Annotated in this window: 9 protein-coding genes; 7 read left to right on the top strand and 2 right to left on the bottom strand. The window is 60.2% G+C overall.

Annotated elements, in window-relative coordinates:
• The first annotated feature begins 544 nt into the window (after positions 1-544).
• The 4 genes from J2R78_RS00605 (at position 545) to J2R78_RS00590 (ending at position 16,163) form a co-directional block, all read left to right on the top strand.
• Positions 545-3,331, top strand: a complete 2,787-nt coding sequence (locus J2R78_RS00605) for a DUF11 domain-containing protein (protein ID WP_253609339.1) — start codon at positions 545-547, stop codon at positions 3,329-3,331.
• A gap of 1,315 nt (positions 3,332-4,646) precedes the next feature.
• Positions 4,647-12,857, top strand: coding sequence for a VCBS domain-containing protein (locus J2R78_RS00600; protein ID WP_253609337.1), 8,211 nt, complete (start codon positions 4,647-4,649; stop codon positions 12,855-12,857).
• 214 nt (positions 12,858-13,071) lie between these two features.
• The gene (locus tag J2R78_RS00595; protein WP_253609336.1) at positions 13,072-14,784 is read left to right on the top strand and encodes a type I secretion system permease/ATPase; all 1,713 of its coding nucleotides are present in this window, start codon (positions 13,072-13,074) and stop codon (positions 14,782-14,784) included.
• A gap of 8 nt (positions 14,785-14,792) precedes the next feature.
• A complete protein-coding gene (locus J2R78_RS00590) occupies positions 14,793-16,163 on the top strand; it encodes an HlyD family type I secretion periplasmic adaptor subunit (protein ID WP_253609335.1) in 1,371 nt (456 codons plus the stop codon).
• A 70-nt stretch (positions 16,164-16,233) separates the two neighbouring features.
• On the opposite strand, the gene J2R78_RS00585 is transcribed toward J2R78_RS00590, so the two are convergent.
• Entirely contained in the window at positions 16,234-17,970 is a 1,737-nt protein-coding gene (locus J2R78_RS00585; protein WP_253609334.1) for a hypothetical protein, read from the bottom strand.
• Between the two features lie 598 nt (positions 17,971-18,568).
• The gene (locus J2R78_RS00580; RefSeq protein ID WP_253609333.1) at positions 18,569-19,645 is read right to left on the bottom strand and encodes a hypothetical protein; all 1,077 of its coding nucleotides are present in this window, start codon (positions 19,643-19,645) and stop codon (positions 18,569-18,571) included.
• 359 nt (positions 19,646-20,004) lie between these two features.
• Between J2R78_RS00580 and J2R78_RS00575 the strand changes: the two genes are divergently transcribed.
• The 3 genes from J2R78_RS00575 to J2R78_RS00565 all read left to right on the top strand — a co-directional run bounded on the left by J2R78_RS00575 (position 20,005) and on the right by J2R78_RS00565 (position 23,021).
• The gene (locus J2R78_RS00575; protein ID WP_253609332.1) at positions 20,005-21,507 is read left to right on the top strand and encodes a hypothetical protein; all 1,503 of its coding nucleotides are present in this window, start codon (positions 20,005-20,007) and stop codon (positions 21,505-21,507) included.
• 475 nt (positions 21,508-21,982) lie between these two features.
• Entirely contained in the window at positions 21,983-22,195 is a 213-nt protein-coding gene (locus J2R78_RS00570; protein WP_209909537.1) for a Flp family type IVb pilin, read from the top strand.
• A gap of 319 nt (positions 22,196-22,514) precedes the next feature.
• Entirely contained in the window at positions 22,515-23,021 is a 507-nt protein-coding gene (locus J2R78_RS00565) for a prepilin peptidase (RefSeq protein WP_209909534.1), read from the top strand.

The raw sequence follows: 23,021 nt of genomic DNA, 5'->3' as shown, positions 1-23,021 counted from the left end.
GCGGGCCGGCTTGCAAGCGGCCATGCCATTATTTCGCTATTCTGCGCCTTCGTGCCGCGGAAGGTCTGCCAGGCGCTCCCGCGATCAGGGAATTTGGGAGCCGTTCTCGAGAGGAGCTGCGATACCTGCTCTTTCGGCGCAGAGGCTTGGTCTGCGCGGAGAGGTCCACAATTACCTGCATCGTTGGCCGGAGGGCTTGCGTCCGAAGCGAGCGCCGAGCAACGGTTTGACCGGATTTGAAATTTCAATGGTCATCCAGCAGGAATCATTTGCATTTTTGAGGTCGGCGCGCTGGCGAAAGCTGGGAAGAGCGCAGATCGGATGGGCGGGGGGAGATCGATCTCTTCCCGGATAGGTTGATATTGCGTTAATTTGAAAAAGCGGATTACATGCCAGTATGAATTTGTGCGTCCCCGCAGCGCGTTAGCGGTGCGGTTTTTTTGCTGCGTGCGCTTAGCAACCGCGTGCAATGCGCGGTCAGGTGATCCGGATACAGCGCCGGATCATTGCCGCGAATGCTTATATTTTAGGGAGTTAAGGCTTCATGGCTACCATCGACGTTACAGCTCAGAGCTCAACAGCCACCACCGATACCGGAGCAGTTTTCACGAACGTAACGTCGGTTGTTTCGACCGGCACAGGCGTATTCGACAGCTTTCTGGTTATGCAGAACAACGGCACCGAGCAGGGCTACAATACGGATGGCTCGCCTCTGCCGCTTGACGACAAACAAGCATCGCATACCAACGCAATCCTGCTTTCGTCGATTCCGGTGGTCACCGGAGATGGTCAGAACGGCACCGTTGCAGGAATTCAGTACCTCGAGTTCAGACTCGACATCAATCAAAACGGGTCGGCCAACCAACCCCAATTGATCTCGTTGGATCAATTGAAGATCTATCAGGAAAGCAGCGGTAATCTCCTGACCGACTTCGCCGGCGAAACGCCAAAATTCGACCTTGGCGACAATACGGTTTTGCTTAACGCGCAGTGGGATGCGGGCAGCGGCAAGGGTGATTATGTGATCCTTGTCCCACTTTCCAATTTCGATACGTCCGGAGCCGACCCTTACGTTTATCTCTATTCGCAGTTTGGCGCCGTTGGCGGCGACTATGCTGCAAATAGCGGTTTCGAAGAATGGGGTGTCATCGGAAGTGGAGGGAGCGGGCTCGGCGCGCTGAGCGTCGTCAAACGGGTTCACGATATCGATGGCAATACTCAAAATTTGGTGGTCGACCATGCCGGCCAGCAGATTGATTACACCATCGAGGTTGGGAATACCGGAACGGGCGTGCTTACCCTCACGTCAGTTACCGACCAAATCGAAAGCTTAGGCGCCACGGCTGCTGTTGCCGTGACAACGACTTTCAACAATGCGACGTACAATCTGGGTGATACGAACCATAATAACCTGCTCGATCCCGGCGAGCACTGGCAGTACACAGCGACGTACACCGTTCAGCAGGCTGATATCGACCAGGATGGCTACGGCACCGGCGCAGGTGGCGCGCCAGGTGATGGCTTCATCGACAATCTGGCTACAGCGTCAGCACCGGGTGTTCCGGATGCTACGGATACAGCGTCTGTCGCCATCGACTACAAGCCGTCGATGTCGGTCGATAAGACGGTGGTATCGGTCGACGACGTCAATGGTGACGGGCTGACCGACGCGGGCGACATCATTCATTACAACATCCACGTCGCGAACACGGGTAATGTGACGCTGACGGGCGTGACGGTGACCGACCCGCTGACGGGCGATCCGGCGAGCGGTTTGTCGACGCTTAACGTCGGGAGCAGCGAGGATCTGGCAGTAACCTACACATTGACGCAGGCCGACATCGACAATCACGGCTCCAACCTGGTTGATCTCATCCAGGACGACAAGATCACCAATACGGCGACCGCGGACAGCGACCAGACCTCCCCGGTCAGCGACTCGGTGGATCAGCCGATCGACTACAAGCCGTCGATGTCGATCGTGAAGACAGTGGTGTCGGTAGATGACGTCAATGGTGACGGGCTGACCGACGCGGGCGACATCATTCACTACAATATCCATGTCGCGAACACGGGTGACGTGACGTTGACCGGCGTGACGGTGACCGACCCGCTGACGGGCGATCCGACGGGTGGCCTATCGACCCTGGCTGTTGGGAGCAGCGAGGACCTGGCGGCGACCTACACGCTGACGCAGGCTGACATCGACAATCACGGCTCGAACCTGGTTGATCTTACCCAGGACGACAAGATCACCAATACGGCGACCGCGGATAGCGACCAGACCACCCCGGTCAGCGACTCGGTGGAGCAACCGATCGACTACAAGCCGTCGGTCGATCTGACCAAGACGGTCCTTTCCGTCACGGGAGGGCATGCTGATCATGTTGGCGATGTCATCACCTATCAGATCACCGTGGAGAACACCGGCGACGTGACGCTAACCGGGGTCAAAGTAACGGATGCGCTGGAAGGCTATTCCCTTGCCACGTTGGACAATTCGACCGTAACCGGAGACAACGGAAACCACGTCCTCGATGTGGGTGAAACCTGGACCTACACAACGACCCACACATTGACCCAAGCGGACTTGGACAACAACTGGCTCAATGGTGGCGATGGCGTATTCGATAATACCGCCACGGTCACTGACAATCAAAACGTAACGGACTACGACACGGCTCACGTCCTACTGGGACCGGGCGTGCGGACGCCCGGCTTCTGGGCACAAAAGACCTGGCAAACATTCTGGGACGGTAACGCAAATAATCAACCTAAGCAGGCCGGAACAGATGGCTTTGCCAGCGGCGAAATTACCTATGCCGTAGATTCAAATCACGACACACATGTTACCTCTGCTGACAAAGCGGGTCTCTTGATCGGTGATTACAATCTTGACGGTCTCCAAGACAATGGCGAAAATGTGCTGTTCATCTCGACCGCCGATGCACTTACGCTGCTGAATGCGTCCGACAAGCAGGTCCAGGATGGCCGCTATATGTTGGGCAGGGACGTCGTAGCCACTTGGCTCAATTATCTTGAAGGTAATGCAATCGGAAATGGTTCGGCCGGCACTGCAAGGCACGACATTGATGATGCAATCAAGTGGCTCGAATACACGCAAGCCAAACCGGGTGCCATCGAAAACAGTGCGGATTTCCATACCTTGTCGGTGGCGGACGACCTCACGTCGAGCTCGGCCGTCAAGACGTCATCTGCGATATGGAGCGGCCCGGTGGCAAATGTGCCGCTGCTCGGTCAAGCCATCGATCTCTCGGCAAGCCAGCTCCACACCGATCTAGATCACTACAACAACTTAGGCTTCGTCTGACCGCACGGCAGAGGAGGGGCTCGGACGAGAGTATTCTCGTTCGGGATCCTCTGCTTGCCCACGGGATACCGGCATCGCCGTCAGCCGTACTCATGAGATGCCCGGTGACCCGGTCAATCGCGCAGCAGGATCTGAGGGACAATATCCGACGCGCGCTCGTCCTTTCGCCTTTCGCTCTGTATCGTGCTGGCCTGTTGCGGGGTCGCTCGCCATGCTATCGAGCGGCGGCCGAGCCTGAGCCGGCAGCGGTTAACCTGAACGGCGCGCTCACGGAATGCCGCAGCGCCTTCCCCGACCAGATCGCACAGGCGGTGCAGCGCGCGTCCTGCGTAATCAAGGCGGCCGAACCCGTTCGGTCGCTGCTGCCGTTTCCGAGAGTACCACGCGCAAAGCGTTGGCAGAGCAGGTGCAAGCACGAGCCATTTCCCTGCTCGAGCGCAACATCCAGATCCAGAAGCTTCATTCGCAGCTGCTCGAAGAGGAGCGCAGCAGGCTATCGGCCGCGCCGGCGCGCGGACTGTTCAGTGACGAAACAAGGCATGGTCGGGATGGCGTCGGAGCCCGCGGCGCCCAAACCGGCGCTACGCGTGGATACGACGTTTGAGGCGGCCCCGTAAATCAACGGGGCATTGTTGACGACAGGAGGGAACCACATGGCGGCACGGCGTTAATCGTTAAAGTAGAGCAAATCGCACGGCTCTAGACGGCTGCGCAAATTTGCGGCAAATTGCATTCAATTAGGTTTAGAGGTTTGGCCGCCCGCAGTCTTGCGGACCAGGCGCCGAAGCCTCTCGAAGCTGAATATTGAAAGACAAGAAAAATTGCGAGCATGCGGAGTGCAGGGCCGCACGCGAAACGGGCAGGGTAATGGCGGTCGGAGTCTTTTCACGGTAGGCGGTTTGATAGCACAAGCGCGGTTTTTTTGCCGCGCGCCACGAATATTGCTGATGGGCCTCGTGTGCGTGTTGTTGTGAATTGATTTTCGGGTGCGATCACGCCTGCTCTGCGTTAGCAGAGTTCAAGGAGTGTGTATTGAGTCGCGTCAATTTCATCCCGAAGGCCCAGCCACTGATCAACTGGTCCGAAGTTGAATCGCGCCTCCAAGGAATTTCAAATTCTGCTTCTTCATTGTCAGCCGATCTTCCGATCGAGCCTGCGCTCACTCCGGCTAGTGATCGGCCGGCTCTGATTGCTTTTCCTGTCGCTCTATCAAGACATCATTCCCGGAATCGAGCCAGCTAATCACGCATCCGTTTGATCAAATAGCAGAAGCTGTGACGCGAATTGTACGAAAAGAATTATTGGAGCATCTCTAATGGCAAGCGCCAGCGGCGACACCACCATTATCATGACGGGAACCACTAACGACAATCTGGTCGGAGGTTCTGGCAACGACACGCTGTACGGAGGTGCAGGTAGCGATCGTCTCAACGGTGGTTCTGGAGACGACACCCTTAACGGCGGCAGCGGCTTTGATACCGTTTTGGGCGGATCAGGATCCGATACCCTGATATATAAGGCCTATGAAAATCAGTACATCTTGGGATCGACCGGCTTCACCGCCACCAACCAGCAAATCAGCGGCGGGACTATTTATTCAGGAACCGATCAGACGAGTCTCGGCATTGTTGGCGCGTCTACGGTCGTCTCAGGTACAACATTCCAGGGCTACGACTCCTACGACGGCGGAAATGGTGCTGTGCAGCTCGGCAAGGCGGGGGCGACGCCGGATGTCGATACGCTCCAGATCTGGCTGAGCGCCGCGCAGTTAGCCGATGCAGATATTCGGGCCGAGATTTCGTATTACAAGAACGTCTGGGTTCCCGCGCACATCAGTGCTCAAACCGGACAGGCCGACGGTACCATCTATACCTTCAAAACTCTCAATTTGCAGGTTTCTGCGATCGAGAAAGTTGAAGTACGTGATGCCTCGGGCAATCTTACTATCGCAGCCACTGCCGATACAGCATCGGCGACAGAAGCGGGCGGTATTAATAACGGCACGGCCGGGGTCAATCCGACCGGCAACGTCCTAACGAACGATTTCGATTTCAGTGCAGCTTCCAAGACGGTTGCGGGCGTTACGGCGGGAACCACCAGTGCCGCGTTGAGCTCGGGCGCCGGCACCGATGTGGTTGGTGCGCACGGTACCCTGCATCTCAATACCGATGGCTCTTATACCTATACGGTGAACAACGGCCAGGGCGCGGTCGAGGCGCTGCGCACGTTTAGTGACACGCTGACAGATACGTTCTCCTATACAGTAAAAGATACCACGGGGGCGACGGCTACCACGACGCTGACGGTGACGATCCATGGCAGCAACGACAATCCGACGGTTTCGGCGCTGGTCGATCACAACCTCGTCGAAGCCGGCGGCGTTGCCAATGGCACGCTCGGCACCGCGACTGCGACCGCAACCATCACCAAGGGCGACGTCGACGGCACCGCCAGCTACGACACCGCCGCCTTGACCAGCGACGGCTGGACCGATGCCGGCTCCGGCAATTGGACCAAGGCCGGGACCTACGGCACCGCCACGCTGCATACCGGCAGCAATACGCTCACCTATGCGCTCGACGATACGCTGACCGCCACCCAGGCGCTCAACACCAGCAGCCATCCGACCGAGACCTTCACCGTTCCGGTCACCGATGGCACCGCCACGGCATCCACCAACGTCGTGTTCACCATCGACGGCAGCAACGACAATCCGACGGTTTCGGCGCTGGTCGATCACAACCTCGTCGAAGCCGGCGGCGTTGCCAATGGCACGCTCGGCACCGCGACTGCGACCGCAACCATCACCAAGGGCGACGTCGACGGCACCGCCAGCTACGACACCGCCGCCTTGACCAGCGACGGCTGGACCGATGCCGGCTCCGGCAATTGGACCAAGGCCGGGACCTACGGCACCGCCACGCTGCATACCGGCAGCAACACGCTCACCTATGCGCTCGACGATACGCTGACCGCCACCCAGGCGCTCAACACCAGCAGCCATCCGACCGAGACCTTCACCGTTCCGGTCACCGATGGCACCGCCACGGCATCCACCAACGTCGTGTTCACCATCGACGGCAGCAACGACAATCCGACGGTTTCGGCGCTGGTCGATCACAACCTCGTCGAAGCCGGCGGCGTTGCCAATGGCACGCTCGGCACCGCGACTGCGACCGCAACCATCACCAAGGGCGACGTCGACGGCACCGCCAGCTACGACACCGCCGCCTTGACCAGCGACGGCTGGACCGATGCCGGCTCCGGCAATTGGACCAAGGCCGGGACCTACGGCACCGCCACGCTGCATACCGGCAGCAATACGCTCACCTATGCGCTCGACGATACGCTGACCGCCACCCAGGCGCTCAACACCAGCAGCCATCCGACCGAGACCTTCACCGTTCCGGTCACCGATGGCACCGCCACGGCATCCACCAACGTCGTGTTCACCATCGACGGCAGCAACGACAATCCGACGGTTTCGGCGCTGGTCGATCACAACCTCGTCGAAGCCGGCGGCGTTGCCAATGGCACGCTCGGCACCGCGACTGCGACCGCAACCATCACCAAGGGCGACGTCGACGGCACCGCCAGCTACGACACCGCCGCCTTGACCAGCGACGGCTGGACCGATGCCGGCTCCGGCAATTGGACCAAGGCCGGGACCTACGGCACCGCCACGCTGCATACCGGCAGCAACACGCTCACCTATGCGCTCGACGATACGCTGACCGCCACCCAGGCGCTCAACACCAGCAGCCATCCGACCGAGACCTTCACCGTTCCGGTCACCGATGGCACCGCCACGGCATCCACCAACGTCGTGTTCACCATCGACGGCAGCAACGACAATCCGACGGTTTCGGCGCTGGTCGATCACAACCTCGTCGAAGCCGGCGGCGTTGCCAATGGCACGCTCGGCACCGCGACTGCGACCGCAACCATCACCAAGGGCGACGTCGACGGCACCGCCAGCTACGACACCGCCGCCTTGACCAGCGACGGCTGGACCGATGCCGGCTCCGGCAATTGGACCAAGGCCGGGACCTACGGCACCGCCACGCTGCATACCGGCAGCAACACGCTCACCTATGCGCTCGACGATACGCTGACCGCCACCCAGGCGCTCAACACCAGCAGCCATCCGACCGAGACCTTCACCGTTCCGGTCACCGATGGCACCGCCACGGCATCCACCAACGTCGTGTTCACCATCGACGGCAGCAACGACAATCCGACGGTTTCGGCGCTGGTCGATCACAACCTCGTCGAAGCCGGCGGCGTTGCCAATGGCACGCTCGGCACCGCGACTGCGACCGCAACCATCACCAAGGGCGACGTCGACGGCACCGCCAGCTACGACACCGCCGCCTTGACCAGCGACGGCTGGACCGATGCCGGCTCCGGCAATTGGACCAAGGCCGGGACCTACGGCACCGCCACGCTGCATACCGGCAGCAACACGCTCACCTATGCGCTCGACGATACGCTGACCGCCACCCAGGCGCTCAACACCAGCAGCCATCCGACCGAGACCTTCACCGTTCCGGTCACCGATGGCACCGCCACGGCATCCACCAACGTCGTGTTCACCATCGACGGCAGCAACGACAATCCGACGGTTTCGGCGCTGGTCGATCACAACCTCGTCGAAGCCGGCGGCGTTGCCAATGGCACGCTCGGCACCGCGACTGCGACCGCAACCATCACCAAGGGCGACGTCGACGGCACCGCCAGCTACGACACCGCCGCCTTGACCAGCGACGGCTGGACCGATGCCGGCTCCGGCAATTGGACCAAGGCCGGGACCTACGGCACCGCCACGCTGCATACCGGCAGCAATACGCTCACCTATGCGCTCGACGATACGCTGACCGCCACCCAGGCGCTCAACACCAGCAGCCATCCGACCGAGACCTTCACCGTTCCGGTCACCGATGGCACCGCCACGGCATCCACCAACGTCGTGTTCACCATCGACGGCAGCAACGACAATCCGACGGTTTCGGCGCTGGTCGATCACAACCTCGTCGAAGCCGGCGGCGTTGCCAATGGCACGCTCGGCACCGCGACTGCGACCGCAACCATCACCAAGGGCGACGTCGACGGCACCGCCAGCTACGACACCGCCGCCTTGACCAGCGACGGCTGGACCGATGCCGGCTCCGGCAATTGGACCAAGGCCGGGACCTACGGCACCGCCACGCTGCATACCGGCAGCAACACGCTCACCTATGCGCTCGACGATACGCTGACCGCCACCCAGGCGCTCAACACCAGCAGCCATCCGACCGAGACCTTCACCGTTCCGGTCACCGATGGCACCGCCACGGCATCCACCAACGTCGTGTTCACCATCGACGGCAGCAACGACAATCCGACGGTTTCGGCGCTGGTCGATCACAACCTCGTCGAAGCCGGCGGCGTTGCCAATGGCACGCTCGGCACCGCGACTGCGACCGCAACCATCACCAAGGGCGACGTCGACGGCACCGCCAGCTACGACACCGCCGCCTTGACCAGCGACGGCTGGACCGATGCCGGCTCCGGCAATTGGACCAAGGCCGGGACCTACGGCACCGCCACGCTGCATACCGGCAGCAATACGCTCACCTATGCGCTCGACGATACGCTGACCGCCACCCAGGCGCTCAACACCAGCAGCCATCCGACCGAGACCTTCACCGTTCCGGTCACCGATGGCACCGCCACGGCATCCACCAACGTCGTGTTCACCATCGACGGCAGCAACGACAATCCGACGGTTTCGGCGCTGGTCGATCACAACCTCGTCGAAGCCGGCGGCGTTGCCAATGGCACGCTCGGCACCGCGACTGCGACCGCAACCATCACCAAGGGCGACGTCGACGGCACCGCCAGCTACGACACCGCCGCCTTGACCAGCGACGGCTGGACCGATGCCGGCTCCGGCAATTGGACCAAGGCCGGGACCTACGGCACCGCCACGCTGCATACCGGCAGCAATACGCTCACCTATGCGCTCGACGATACGCTGACCGCCACCCAGGCGCTCAACACCAGCAGCCATCCGACCGAGACCTTCACCGTTCCGGTCACCGATGGCACCGCCACGGCATCCACCAACGTCGTGTTCACCATCGACGGCAGCAACGACAATCCGACGGTTTCGGCGCTGGTCGATCACAACCTCGTCGAAGCCGGCGGCGTTGCCAATGGCACGCTCGGCACCGCGACTGCGACCGCAACCATCACCAAGGGCGACGTCGACGGCACCGCCAGCTACGACACCGCCGCCTTGACCAGCGACGGCTGGACCGATGCCGGCTCCGGCAATTGGACCAAGGCCGGGACCTACGGCACCGCCACGCTGCATACCGGCAGCAACACGCTCACCTATGCGCTCGACGATACGCTGACCGCCACCCAGGCGCTCAACACCAGCAGCCATCCGACCGAGACCTTCACCGTTCCGGTCACCGATGGCACCGCCACGGCATCCACCAACGTCGTGTTCACCATCGACGGCAGCAACGACAATCCGACGGTTTCGGCGCTGGTCGATCACAACCTCGTCGAAGCCGGCGGCGTTGCCAATGGCACGCTCGGCACCGCGACTGCGACCGCAACCATCACCAAGGGCGACGTCGACGGCACCGCCAGCTACGACACCGCCGCCTTGACCAGCGACGGCTGGACCGATGCCGGCTCCGGCAATTGGACCAAGGCCGGGACCTACGGCACCGCCACGCTGCATACCGGCAGCAATACGCTCACCTATGCGCTCGACGATACGCTGACCGCCACCCAGGCGCTCAACACCAGCAGCCATCCGACCGAGACCTTCACCGTTCCGGTCACCGATGGCACCGCCACGGCATCCACCAACGTCGTGTTCACCATCGACGGCAGCAACGATGCGCCGGTGGCCAAAGCCGATACTGGTGAGGTGAACGAGGATGCTACGCTCACGGTGTTGGCGGCTAATGGCGTAGTCCAGGGCACGACCGGCGGATCAGTAGCCGATACCGATGTCGACAACGCCACGAACACGCTGGTGGTCTCCGGCGTGGTTGCCGGCACTGGAGCCGTAACGCAGGGGGGTGGCGTCGCGACCTCGATCGCGGGCACCTACGGTCATCTGACGCTGAATGCGAACGGCTCGTACAGCTACGTAGCCGACACCGCCAACAGCCTCGCCACGGGTGTCACGGCGATGGACACCTTCACCTACACGGCCAAGGACCCGGGCGGGCTCGTGTCCAACAGCACGACGCTGAAGATCACGGTGACCGGCACCAATGACGCCCCAGTTCTCGATCCGTCCAAAACGCCGGTGCTCACGGCAGAGAACCAAGGCAGCGGTGCGCCAGCGGGAGCTGTCGGTACGTTGGTCTCTAGCTTGGTGGATCTTAATCCACCCAGTGGGGGGGTGGACAATGTTACCGATGTCGATACAGGGGCCGTGGTCGGCATCGCACTTACCGGTACCGATACGAGCCACGGCACCTGGTTCTTTTCCACAAATAACGGCACAACGTGGAACCCTGTAGGAGCGGTGTCAAACAGCACGGCTCTACTCCTCTCGGCGGACGCCAACACGCGGCTTTACTTCCAACCAAGCGCGGGCTTTACCGGTATAGATACAAATGCCATCACCTTCCGCGCTTGGGATCAGACCAGCGGCTCGAACGGAGTCAAGGTGGACACCTCATCCAATGGCGGTACGACGGCATTTTCGACCGCCACTGATACTGCGAACATCACTATCAATGCGACCGACACAACTCCGCCTACGGTGATATCGATTACGGGTGGCAACTCGTTGCCTGCGGGCAATAGCGAAACGATCACGTTTACCTTCAGCGAAAAAGTTACGAATCTTACGCTTGGAGATATATCGCTAAACGATAGCTCTAGCGGGACTAATTTGAGCAATCTTCAGTCCACCGATGGCGGCCTCACCTGGACCGCGACGTTCACCAAGGGCAGCTCCAATAGTACAACAATCACAGTTTTCAACAGTGGCACCACGGCTACCACGGATCCCTATTGGACCGACCTTGCGGGAAATCCCGGGGCCGGTGGCGGATCTCTGACTATTTCGAAAAAAGCTCCTGCGGGTATTTCGGGTCAGCCGATTAACCTCGGTCTTGATCAACCCGAAGCAAACGACACCGCTATCTCGGTGACGATAACAAACCTCCCAACGGGGTGGACCGTGCCAAACGGCACCAAGCTTAGCGACGGTTCATTTGCCGTATCGGGGGCCGACTTAGGCGCGCTCACAGTTACGACGCCCCTTGAATTTGTCGGAGCCGCGGTTGTGACCATTTCCGCCACCTGGGCTAATCCCGATGGTAGCTTTGACACAATTCTGGTTCGCGACAACGTCGAAGCGTACGCCCCGGGATCTCCGATTTTTGCTTGGTCGGGCGATGACCATCTGACCGGTTCAAGCGGCCGCGATACGTTTGTGTTTTCGCAGCCGATTGGCAACGACGTGGTGCACAGTTTCGAGGTGTCCTCGGACGCCATCGACCTCATCAGCTACGGCTGGCAAAGCTTCGCGGACGTCCAGGCCCACACCGCGGACGACGCGATCGGCAATGCTGTGATCACGCTCGCAGATGGTCAGACAATCACCCTGGACGGCGTCCATGCGGCGGACCTGACCGCGTCAAACTTTGAGTTCGACGTGACACCCACGGTCGAAAATTCCGGCCGGATGACCATTGGGGACGGCGCGATGCTGCCGCTGTCGGGTGTCATCCACAACACCGGCGAGATCGACCTGCAGGCCTCCGGCGACGACACGCTGCTGCAGCTAATCCAGACCGGGGTCACACTCAACGGCGGTGGCCACGTGGTCCTGTCCGACGATGACCACAACATCATCGCCGGCACGGCCTCGAACGTCTCGCTCGACAACGTTGACAACGTGATCTCCGGCGCCGGCCAGATCGGGCAGGGTGACCTGACGCTCAGCAACGAGGGCACTATCGACGCCAGCGGTACCCATGCTCTGGTGATCGACACCGGCGCCAACGTGATCATCAACGCCGGTACGCTGGAGGCGACCGGCACAGGTGGGCTCGTGCTCGAGAGTGCGGTGGCCAACAGCGGCCTGATCTGGGCCAATGGCGGCGCGGTCACAGCAGAGGCCGAGGTTACCGGCAGCGGTAGCGCCTTGATCAGCGGGGCCGGTACCATCGAGTTCGGCGCAGCCTCGGCGGCAGGCGTCACCTTCGATGTGACCGCCGCTGGCCACCTGATCCTGGATGATGCCTTCCACTTCTCCGGCACGGTGAGCGGCCTGGATGGCAACGACGACATCGACCTCAGGGGCATCAGCTTCGGCGCTGGCACCACGTTGAGCTTCACGGAGAACCAGGCGGGAACCGGCGGCACTCTGACGGTGTCGGACGGTGCTCACACGGCGAACATCGTCCTGCTCGGGCAGTACGATCCGAACGGGTTTGCCGAGAAGGCTGACGCAGCGAACGGTACGGTGATCACCTATGATCCGCACCACATCGCTTGAGGGGCGTGAGCATCTACCATGGAATAGAACCGCGCGGGGAGAAGGAGAACCCCGTATGTTTACCCTCCTGCCTGTTTTGCGCCAGCGGCGGCTATCAACGCGGCCGTCGGCCATGCTAAATGGGGAGATTGGATGATCGATTTTTGAATCTTTCGACTGCTGCCCAGGGGCGGCCAGCGATCATGTTTAGAGGGTGGCTCCGGCCAATTTCCGCGTGAGTATCCCCCGTAAAAAAGCGGACGAATTCCGGCAGTCGCTGCAAGCCTGCCAGAGCTATTTCGTCACTGCGGCCATATTCAGCCTAGCCATTAACCTGCTCTACCTGGCGGGCCCGCTGTACATGCTGCAGGTCTATGACCGCGTGATCTCGAGTGCCAGCGAGATCACGCTGCTGATGCTTACCCTCGCGCTGCTGCTGGCGTTCATGGCACTTGCAGGTCTCGACGCGGTGCGCGCACGCGTGCTGACACGCACCAGCATTCGCCTTGATCGCAAGATCGCGCCGCGGGTGATGACCGCAATCATCGACCATTCGGCGAAAATCGGCGGTGCGCGCAGCCAGCTGTTGCGCGATTTTGATACGTTCCGCCAGTTCATCACTGGGTCCGGAATTCACGCGATCTTCGACCTGCCGTGGTCGCCGATCTACATCGCTGTGATCTTCTGCCTGCACCCGTTCCTGGGCGCCTTTGCACTGGGATCTTCGATCGTTCTGGTGCTGATGGCCTTTCTCAATGAATGGATCGTCAAGCCTCCGCTCGCCGAATCCGGCGAGGCGGCGAACCGAAATTACGGCTTCACCGAGATGAGCCTGCGCAACACCGAAGTGGTGCGCGCCATGGGGATGACCGGTGGCCTCCTGAAGCGCTGGAGCCGGGACCGCGACCGCATGCTCGAGCGCCAGGTCGCGGCAAGCGATCGCGCGGCGACCATGCAGAGCATGATTCGTTTCATGCGGCTTTCGATGCAATCCCTGATCCTGGGTCTTGGTGCCTATCTGGTGATCGAGCGCATGACCACCGCCGGTGCCATGTTTGCCGCCAGCATCCTGCTTGGCCGCGCGTTGCAGCCGATCGAACAGATCGTTGGATCCTGGCGTGGTCTCGTTTCGGCCCGCGGCGCATTCCTGCGGGTGCGCGAGCTGTTGGCGGCCAACCCGCCGCGCGAAACAGGACTGACGCTGCCGCGGCCCGAAGGCCGTATTTCCGTCGAAGCGCTGTCCTTTGCTGCGCCTGGAACGTCGAAGCCCATTCTGCGCGGAGTCACCTTCCAGATCGAACCGGGTGAAGTCCTGGGGATCATTGGCCCCTCTGGCGCCGGCAAATCCACGCTCGCGCGTCATATTGTCGGCGTTCAGGCGCCATCCGCAGGGGCCGTTCGCCTCGACGGATCCGACGTTTCGAGCTGGATCAGGTCGTCGCTCGGCGAGCATCTTGGCTATCTGCCCCAGGATATCGAGCTGTTTGCCGATACGGTTGCAGCCAACATTTGTCGGTTCAAGGACGGCGACGACAAGGACATCATTCTGGCGGCGCGAATGGCCGACGTGCACGAGATGATCCTGCGGCTCGTCGATGGCTACGATACCCAGGTCGGGGAAGGCGGCGCGATCCTGTCCGGAGGCTACCGCCAGCGCATCGGCCTCGCACGCGCGGTCTACGGCAATCCAAGCCTGGTCGTGCTCGATGAGCCGAGCTCGAACCTTGATGCCGAGGGCGATGCGGCGCTCGCCGACTGCATCACGCAGCTGAAGAAGCGCGGGACCACGGTGGTGATCATTTCGCATAGGCCGGCCACCATCGGCGTGGTCGACAAGATATTGGTGTTGCGCGAAGGCGTGGCCGAGATGTTCGGGCCACGCAGCGAAATCCTGTCGCGCCTGACGCGGCCTGTGCCGGTACCGGCGGTTCGGGGAGCGGCTGGCTAGGAGAGATCATGGCGTTACTTGATGTTGCAAATCTATCGATGCGCCCTGGAGCCGCACCGCGCGGCACAAAGCCCACGAACAACGATGGCGCGCCGAACGATTCCATTCGCAACGTTGCCATCGCGGGGTGGATGATTATCGCCGTCTTCTTCGGCGGCATCGGCACCTGGGCGGTGACCGCTCCCCTCAATGGGGCCGTTGTCGCCAATGCGGTCGTCAAGGTCGACGGTAACCGCAAGAGCCTCCAGCACCTCGATGGCGGTATAGTCAAGGTATTGCACGTCAGGGAGGGCGACAGGGTGCGTGCGGGCGATCTGCTGATCGTCCTCGATGAGACCCAGGCGCGCGCGGAACATGAGGTGCTCACACAGCAATATGCCGTGCTGCGCGCAACGGAAGTCCGGCTCCTGACCGAGCTTGACCATGGCTCCCAACTTGTCATGCCGCCGGATTTGAAGGCGCGCTCTGACGATCCTTATTTCAAGAGCGTCTGGAACGGGCAGCTCAGTCAGTTTGACACCCGCCGGGCGTCGCTCGAAGGGCAAAGAAGCGTTGTCCGCGAGAAGATCAATCAGGTGGGGTCCCAGATCGTTGGCTCGGAAGCGCAGGTAAAATCGTTCACCAACCAGATCGACTCAGTGCGCAAGGAGGCCAGGGACATCGCTCCGCTCGTGGAGCGAGGGCTGATCGCCCGCCCGCGCATCCTGCAGCTGGAGCGGACGGCGTACGGTCTCGAAGGCCAGATCGCCGATGCAAACGCCAGCATCGCCAAGGCGCGCCAGGCGATCGCCGAGCAGGAGCAGCAGATCGCCCAGTTCGACAACGACCGGATGACCGATGTCACAAAGGACTTGCGCGACACGCAAGCCAAGCTGCTGGAGGTGATCCCGAAGGCGATGAACGCCAAGGCCGTGCTGGGGCGGATGGAAATCCGCGCCCCCTATACCGGCCGCGTGGTCGGGCTCAACGTGTTCTCGGTCGGAGGCGTCATCCAGCGGGGCGACAGGATTTTGGACATCGTGCCCGATGAGGATTCGCTCACAATCGAAGCTCAGGTGGCCGTCGAGGATATCAGCGACGTGCACCCGAATACGCGCGCTGAGGTGCATCTGACCGCCTACAAGCAGCGGATCGTTCCGATCATCCATGGCGACGTCATCCTGGTCTCGGCGGACCGTCTGACAGATCCTAAGACCAACAATCCCTACTACACAGCCTTCGTTCGGATCGATCAGGACGAACTGGCGACCATGCCCAACATTCGCCTTTATCCGGGAATGCCGGCAACGGTGATGATCCCGACGATCCAGCGAACCGCGTTTGATTACATCGTGGGGCCGCTCGTGATGTCGTTCAATCACGCGTTTCGGCAGAAGTGATTGCAACCGAGCTCGCAATGCTTGCGCTCGGTCTAGCAGCGGGGGGTGGGCAACCATCGCCGCACTTAGACTATTGCAACGCAACAGATCGATCCCTGGCCTGCTGGATGCCACCGGCAAGCGCCTTTGCGTATAGCTCGCGCGCCTTTGTCACATCGCCGCGCGTTCCATAGGTCTTCCACGTGGAAAGAACGAGGGGATCATAGGTCTCCGCAAGCATAAAGCTTGCCCGTGCGCTACCGGTCCCCACAGCGTGTTCGAGCACGATCCGAGCTGCACCGATATCCCCTTGGACGAGCAGGGCGCTGGCGCGCGCCAGCAACCTGGCAACTTCCGGATCGCCTTGCGCCTCAGCAACCGTTGGCTGCTCTGTCGCAGCCGCCTCCGCGGCTTGCATCAGCGTGGGCTTGTGGCCCGGTGCCGGCACCTCGGCCGTGTCGCGCTCCTTCTTCAGAGACTGTCGCAACTCCGCCGTCGCGCCCTTGGCGCCCTTCTTCACCTGCACCGTTCCGCCACCGGCCTTGCTTGATACCGCCAGCTGGGTCTCCAACTCCCCCCGTACCCTCGCGAGCTCGCCAGTCAGCGCCGAGGCCCTGTCGTGCTCCATCTTCAGAGACTGCCGCAGCTCCGCCGTGACGCTCTCGGCGGCCTTCTTCGCCTGGGTCGCCTCGTCACTGGCCTTGCTTGACAGCGCCAGCTGGGTCTCGAGATCCCGCCGCGTCTTCGCAAGCTCGCCAGTCAGCGTCTCGGCCCTGTCGTGCTCCGTCTTCAAAGACTGTCGCAGCTCCGCCGTCGCCGTCTCGGCGGCCTTCTTCGCCTGCGACGCCTCGTCGCTAGCCTTGCTTGACAGCGCCAGCTGGGCCTTGAGATCGCGCCGCGCCTTCGCAAGCTCGCCCGCCAGAGCCTCGGCTCTGTCGTGTTCCTTTCGCAGAGACTGTCGCAGCTCCGCCACCCCACTTTCCGCGGCCTGACTGAGCTGCGTCGCCCGATCGCGCGCCTTGTTCGCCTGCGCTACCTGCATCTCAATGATCTGCTGCGCCCTCGCCAGTTCATTTGCTAGGGCCTCTGCGCGGCGTCGCTCCTTTTCCAAAGACTGCTGCGCTTCCGGCTGCATTGCCTCCGCACTTTGCTTGCCCTGCGCAGTATCCTGCGGTGCCTGTGAGATCGCCCGATCGGCTTGCTGATGAAAAGCCGGATCCCGCGCCAATGAATCGGCTTTTTGCGAGTCCTGGCTTGGGAGCTCGGTCTCTTGTTTGACGGCCTCCACGCCAGCTGCGCCAGGGCTGACGCTATCCTGCTGACCGATGTATCGCGTCACATGGGCGACGAACTCAGCGTCGAAATACCAGCCGATGAGCGTCGCCCCGACCATCACCGCGGCGATCGAGGAGATGGCGCGCCTCGCGGTCGGTCCGCGCTCCTGTTTGCTCTGCGTGGCCCGCACTTCAACCAGGACGTCAGTGACCGGGTCCGCGTTCGTAACCAGACGAGTTAATTCCGTCACCCTCGCGCGTTCGGCCAAGCCCGCGGGGAAACAAAAGGAGCGCGGCCCTGGCGACGCCGGAGAGGCGATCAATCCAGTTTCCTTTGGCGGAATAAATTCATCTTGCAGAATAAATTCATCACCTTCCTTTGGAAGATGCATTGTTTGCCAATGCGTCGGCGTGATCTCGCTTGGCTCGCCATTTTTCCTAACCCACCCACGCCCCTCAGCCGACCATTGAGCAGATTCGAAGCGTCCGCTTACGTCATCCTCAAGAATGACGAATGTTCCATCCTTTGGAGCGGTGTCGATCACGCGGCGCATGCAAAAGACGCCTATTCGATGCGGTTATCCAATTTTTTAGAAAGACTTCGCCAATGCACAGATTCTACTCCACCCCACCAAAGGCCTCAAGAAATAGTCATTTAGGTTTTTGGCGGTAGTCCAACCGCAGCACGGCGGCGGGCTATGGGCTGCGCGCGCCATGGTCGCAGGCCGAAAAGGAGTCAGATCCGTATTTTTGCGGGTAAATGTTAGCTCCCGTGCCAAAGCAGATCACCGCTTATGCGCGTGGATGCCTTGTGACTGCGCCAGAGCTCTTTCGGCCTCGGTGATCGCCGCGTCTGTTGAGCGGAGCCAACTGTTGTCACTGCTTGCGCTGGTGCTGACCAGACAGGTTAATCCATGTGCAATTTGGCGATCCGAATACCAGCGTAGCGCCGGCTCCGAGCAGTCGAACAATCGCGTGAGGTGAACGTAGCAGGTAATCGACCGCGCCGGCCGACGCAGCCAAGCCGCCGTTGGCGGTCACCCAGGGCGGCAATCCAACACAGAGAGCTGCGGGCGGCTCGGAGGGATTCCGGGACGTGTTATTGACATGAGCTATTACGCGAAAGGAAATCAACGGCCGCATTCGTTGATTTCACAGATTGTCTTGTGCAGGTGTGTCGCAAAGTTGAGGTAGAGCTGAGGGGCGCCGCGGGGCCAATGCATCATATACAGCAGGAATCGACCAGGGGAGCCCGAGCATGAGCAAGGGGGTATAGAGCGCTCCCCAATAATCGTTGAATGGCTTGCCGACTACAGCAAATATGCAGAGGTAGGTCGTCACGGTGACGGCGGCTCTGAGCCCATCGCGCCATGCGAAAAGTCCTAGCAGCGCGGCCGGCAAAAGCGCTGCCGTTATCCATAGTGGCGTCAGATTGAAAAGACCGTTGAAATGCGCGGTCTCAAGGACGAACCTGATTCCGCCAAACCTTATCCATCCATTTGGATCGGCGCGATCGGTGGGCGCGATTTGTTGCATGACCTCGATCCAATGCCACGAAAAATATGCAAAGTATGCTGAGAGACCTAAAGCCCACCCAACTAGTTCTCTCGCATTCGCTCGATATGCGGCAAAGGCAACGCAGATCAGGATATACGGTGCTGCCAGTTCTCGGATGAATAGTGCTGCCAGCGCAGCCAATAGACCGACAAGCCATTGGCCATTGCCATAGTTCACTACGGACAGCAATATTAGCGCGCCGGTCGCCACTTCTGACATTACGATGCCTCGATCGCGGGCCAACAGAACAATGCTAAAAAAAATCCCGATGATCGCAGGTATAGCTAGCGCTATGTTGCCCTGTGCGCGGATCATCCTGTAAGCGAGAAGAAGCGTCGCTGACGTAAGAATCGCCAGCAACTTTTGCGCCCAGACGATCGACGGTAGAAGCGAAAGAAGCTCCATCCAAGCCGGGGTTCGCCAGTTGAACACTGACCGTAGGCCGTAGCCGTGCGCCAAAAGAATTTCGTGAGCGGCTTCATAATAGCCTACCCCACTGTGCATGAGCGCTAAAATATCTAGGTAAGTGTCGGGATCAGTATATTGGTGAACGACTGAACTCGTGATCGGTGCCGTTTCCGCAAGAACGACGAGCCACAACGCTGAAATGAACGCAACTAAAACGATAGTGAGGGCAATTCTTTGCGGCATGCCCGCGAATCGTGTCATCATTAGACCTCTCGAAATTGTTGAGAGAAACCGGGGAGTTCTTTAGCCCCACTTGCGGAACGAGAGTAAAACTCTCCCGAGATTGGTCAATGGAGTGGGAGTTCTGATCGTAGGCATCCTTGTTTCTCGAGATTGGCGCCGCCTAGCGATATAGTTGTGTCAGCGCTTCGCTCATCTTCTACGCGAAGCGCGGAAGCTCGGCCACATCATTGCGCATGATCGTGAGTAACAACGGCGGCGATATTGGCGCGCCCGGGCGAGAGGGAACTCGGGATCTAGTAGCACTGCGTCGCGCCCCGGCAAGCCGATGCGGACGGCTACAAGTTTTTGGAGACAATGGTCGGCAGCGCGGGATAGGAAGCATGCCTTCAAGCAGTCATTCGCTTCAGGTGGATACGGAGCTCGGGTCGAGCGCGGAGCCTGTACCCAGTGATCACCTTCGGCCTTGGCTGCCGCTCATATTCGCCGCTACCGCCTATTTGACGTTTATCACCAGGAGCGTCAGCCTATTAAAGGATGCAGACATTTACTGGCATATCGTGGTCGGCCAGTGGATCGTTGATCATCGTGCCGTGCCTCACGTCGATCTGTTCTCCTTCACGATCCGCGGTGCACCCTGGATAACCAGTGAATGGCTATCGGAAGTTCTTTATTTCGTAGCGTACAAACTGGCCGGATGGACGGGGCCCTTGATTCTAGCGGCGCTTTCAGCGTCGTTCGCGTTTTACCTGCTTGCGCTCTTGCTTCTGAAGAGACTGCCCAACATACCGGTCATGATCTTGCTGACGGCCGGAATTGCTATGACGTCGTTCCACGTATTCACTCGACCACACGTCCTGGTCTTTCCCCTGATGGTGCTGTGGGCTAACGCGCTGGTCGAGGCGAGCGAGCAGCGGCGGGCTCCTTCCTTCGCATATCTCCCGCTCATCACTCTTTGGGCGAATCTGCACGGAAGCTTCACGCTGGGTCTGGCGCTGATGGGGCCGTTCGCGCTGGAGGCGATTTGGACCGCAGACAAATCCGCCCGCGCGAGGGTCGCGGTCCAATGGATTCGATTTGGAGTATTGGCTCTTGGTGCCGCCTGCATCACCCCATATGGGCCGGAATCGATTTTGGTAACATGGCGCGTTTTGCGTCTCGGAGCGACTCTTTCAAGGATCGGCGAGTGGCAACCGCTTAACTTCGGCGAGATCAATGCTGTCACACCATGCTTGATGGCCGGCCTTGCCTACCTCCTGTACAGCGGGCTCAAGCTGCCTCCGATCAGGATCTCCGCGCTTCTCGCGGTAGTTTATCAGACACTCGCGCACGTGCGCTATATCGACGTCTTCGCACTGGTTTCGCCATTCTTCATTGCCGGCCCATTGGCACAGCACCTCTCGTGGCCCGCGTTGCAGCACAGTCGGAAAGTGGTGCCCCCGACAAGGTCAGCAATTCTTGCGGCGATTGCGGCCCTTGTCATGGCTAGTGGCGTGGTCATCGCCGTCATGGATATCACGCCGCCACTTATGCCACGCGCTGCAGTCGAAAAGCTCAAGGAACGAAGGGCCGAGCGCGTTCTCAATGATTACTACTTCTCCGGATACCTGATCTTCCAGGGCGTTCCGGTGTTCATTGATTCGCGCGCTGAGTTATACGGTCCGAACTTCATCAATCGTTACGTGCGCGCAATTGCGCTCGATAACATAGCGGATTTCGTCAGGTTGCTCGACGAGTACAAGATTGACGCAACGCTGCTGTTCCCATCGACTGCGGCGGTCGGCCTGCTCGATCGGCTGCCGGACTGGGAACGCGCTTATGTGAGCGATGTAGCCGTTGTCCACGTCCGACGTACGCATGATTTAGGCGCAGACACCATGAAGTAGACCTGCTTTCCGTTTTCAAATTCCTCACGGTCGTGGTGCGCACCACGACCAACAATTTGGACGTCGTTCGAAGCCCTGTGATCGGATGCGAGCTAGCAGTCGCTTGGCGAGTTGCGATCGAGCCCAGGTATCTTGCGCACAAGCAAGTGGATGCTGGTAGAAGTCCCCGCTGGCTTGCGCACGGCGCACTGTATTTTCCTTGCCTGCTTTCGAACCCGGGAATGGCACACCGTATTCGCACGGAGGAGTACGTCCGGGTTGGGGAGCGCCAGGAAATTCCGAGTTAATTCAAGGAATTCCGGTCAATGCTTGCGCGGCATCTGATCGCCTTGAGTTGGCATCGCCTGCGCCGGTAGGGTTAACAAACGATTACCGGATGACAGCTATCTCGCGACGGATTATAAACAAATCCGAGTTGGCACCGGATTTGCCCGCCAACTTGTGGCGTAAATATTGTAACAAGGGATTTTGTCCTATGCTGAAGTATTACATCAAGACCACCGAAGCCTTTAAGCGCCTCCGCGCCGACCAGGATGGCGTTGTGTCGTTCGAGTACGTGATCGTTGCCGCTTGCATCATTGTTGCAGTCGGCGCCGCTTTCGGCCTCAGCGGCGGTGGTGCCCTTTCCACCGGCCTGTCGACTGCGATCAGCGCCGTCGTCACGAAACTCACCAACGCTCTCACGTAAGAGGCTTAATACTGGGACATTGGTATAACCAGTGTCCCGGTATTTCCGACGCATCTGTTCGGAGAGATGGATTGTCGCCTTTCGCGCGAAGAGGAGGGCTTCCAACGCTTAGCGTCACTGCTGCGGTCTCTGCTAGCGCTGTGCGTGCCGTATGATCGCCAGTGGAGGTGATAGCGCTGCGCTCGGTATCGCAGTCGGAGGTTAGTGCAGTCAGTCACCCGCTTCGCGCGGCATTGAGATTTGCGAGATTTGCCATCAAAGTTTTCTGCAGTGCGCTAATATTCAATTCTTTGTTTCGATTTTTTCAGGCGCGTGTTTGATGAGTTGGATTGTTCCCATAGCTTCGGTTCTGGAAATCCTTTTGTTGCTGTATGTGGCAACGATCGATATCGCGACACGACTGATCAGCAACGAGATTTGCTTAATATTAGCGTTCCTCGGGATCATCGGTCAATTGCTCACGCCGATGCAACTTGCCCAATCGCTGATCGTCGCTGCTATTCTTTTTCTCGTTCTGCTCATCATCTACCAGCGCGGCATGATCGGCGGCGGCGACGTCAAGTTAATCGTCGCGTTAGCGATCGGTCTGCCGCCGACCTCCGTGATCCAGCTGTTGACTGCGACTGCGCTGGCCGGCGGTGTTCTCGCCGCCTTGCATCTCATGATGCGTCGCCTGCCACAACCCCGGCTCGCGCCTGCCGGATCATCTCTGATACGTCGCGTCTATGCAGTCGAGCGCTGGCGCCATTTGCGGCATGCGCCGCTGCCTTATGGGGTCGCCATCGCATGCGGGGGCATCTGGACCATTTTGAGCAAAGGATTTTGA

Origin of the sequence: Bradyrhizobium sp. USDA 4538 (genome assembly GCF_024171045.1) — a bacterium.
Taxonomy (GTDB): Bacteria; Pseudomonadota; Alphaproteobacteria; order Rhizobiales; family Xanthobacteraceae; genus Bradyrhizobium; species Bradyrhizobium australafricanum.
The sequence above is the reverse complement of the archived record's forward strand: the minus strand, read 5'-3'. Positions and strand labels throughout refer to the sequence as shown.

Bases quoted from the DNA above. Each gene is read 5' to 3' on its own strand.
- J2R78_RS00585 (WP_253609334.1), bottom strand. From the start codon at position 17,970: ATGCGCCGCGTGATCGACACCGCTCCAAAGGATGGAACATTCGTCATT.
- J2R78_RS00590 (WP_253609335.1), top strand. From the start codon at position 14,793: ATGGCGTTACTTGATGTTGCAAATCTATCGATGCGCCCTGGAGCCGCA.
- J2R78_RS00565 (WP_209909534.1), top strand. From the start codon at position 22,515: ATGAGTTGGATTGTTCCCATAGCTTCGGTTCTGGAAATCCTTTTGTTG.
- J2R78_RS00580 (WP_253609333.1), bottom strand. From the start codon at position 19,645: ATGATGACACGATTCGCGGGCATGCCGCAAAGAATTGCCCTCACTATC.
- J2R78_RS00600 (WP_253609337.1), top strand. From the start codon at position 4,647: ATGGCAAGCGCCAGCGGCGACACCACCATTATCATGACGGGAACCACT.
- J2R78_RS00605 (WP_253609339.1), top strand. From the start codon at position 545: ATGGCTACCATCGACGTTACAGCTCAGAGCTCAACAGCCACCACCGAT.
- J2R78_RS00570 (WP_209909537.1), top strand. From the start codon at position 21,983: ATGCTGAAGTATTACATCAAGACCACCGAAGCCTTTAAGCGCCTCCGC.
- J2R78_RS00575 (WP_253609332.1), top strand. From the start codon at position 20,005: ATGCCTTCAAGCAGTCATTCGCTTCAGGTGGATACGGAGCTCGGGTCG.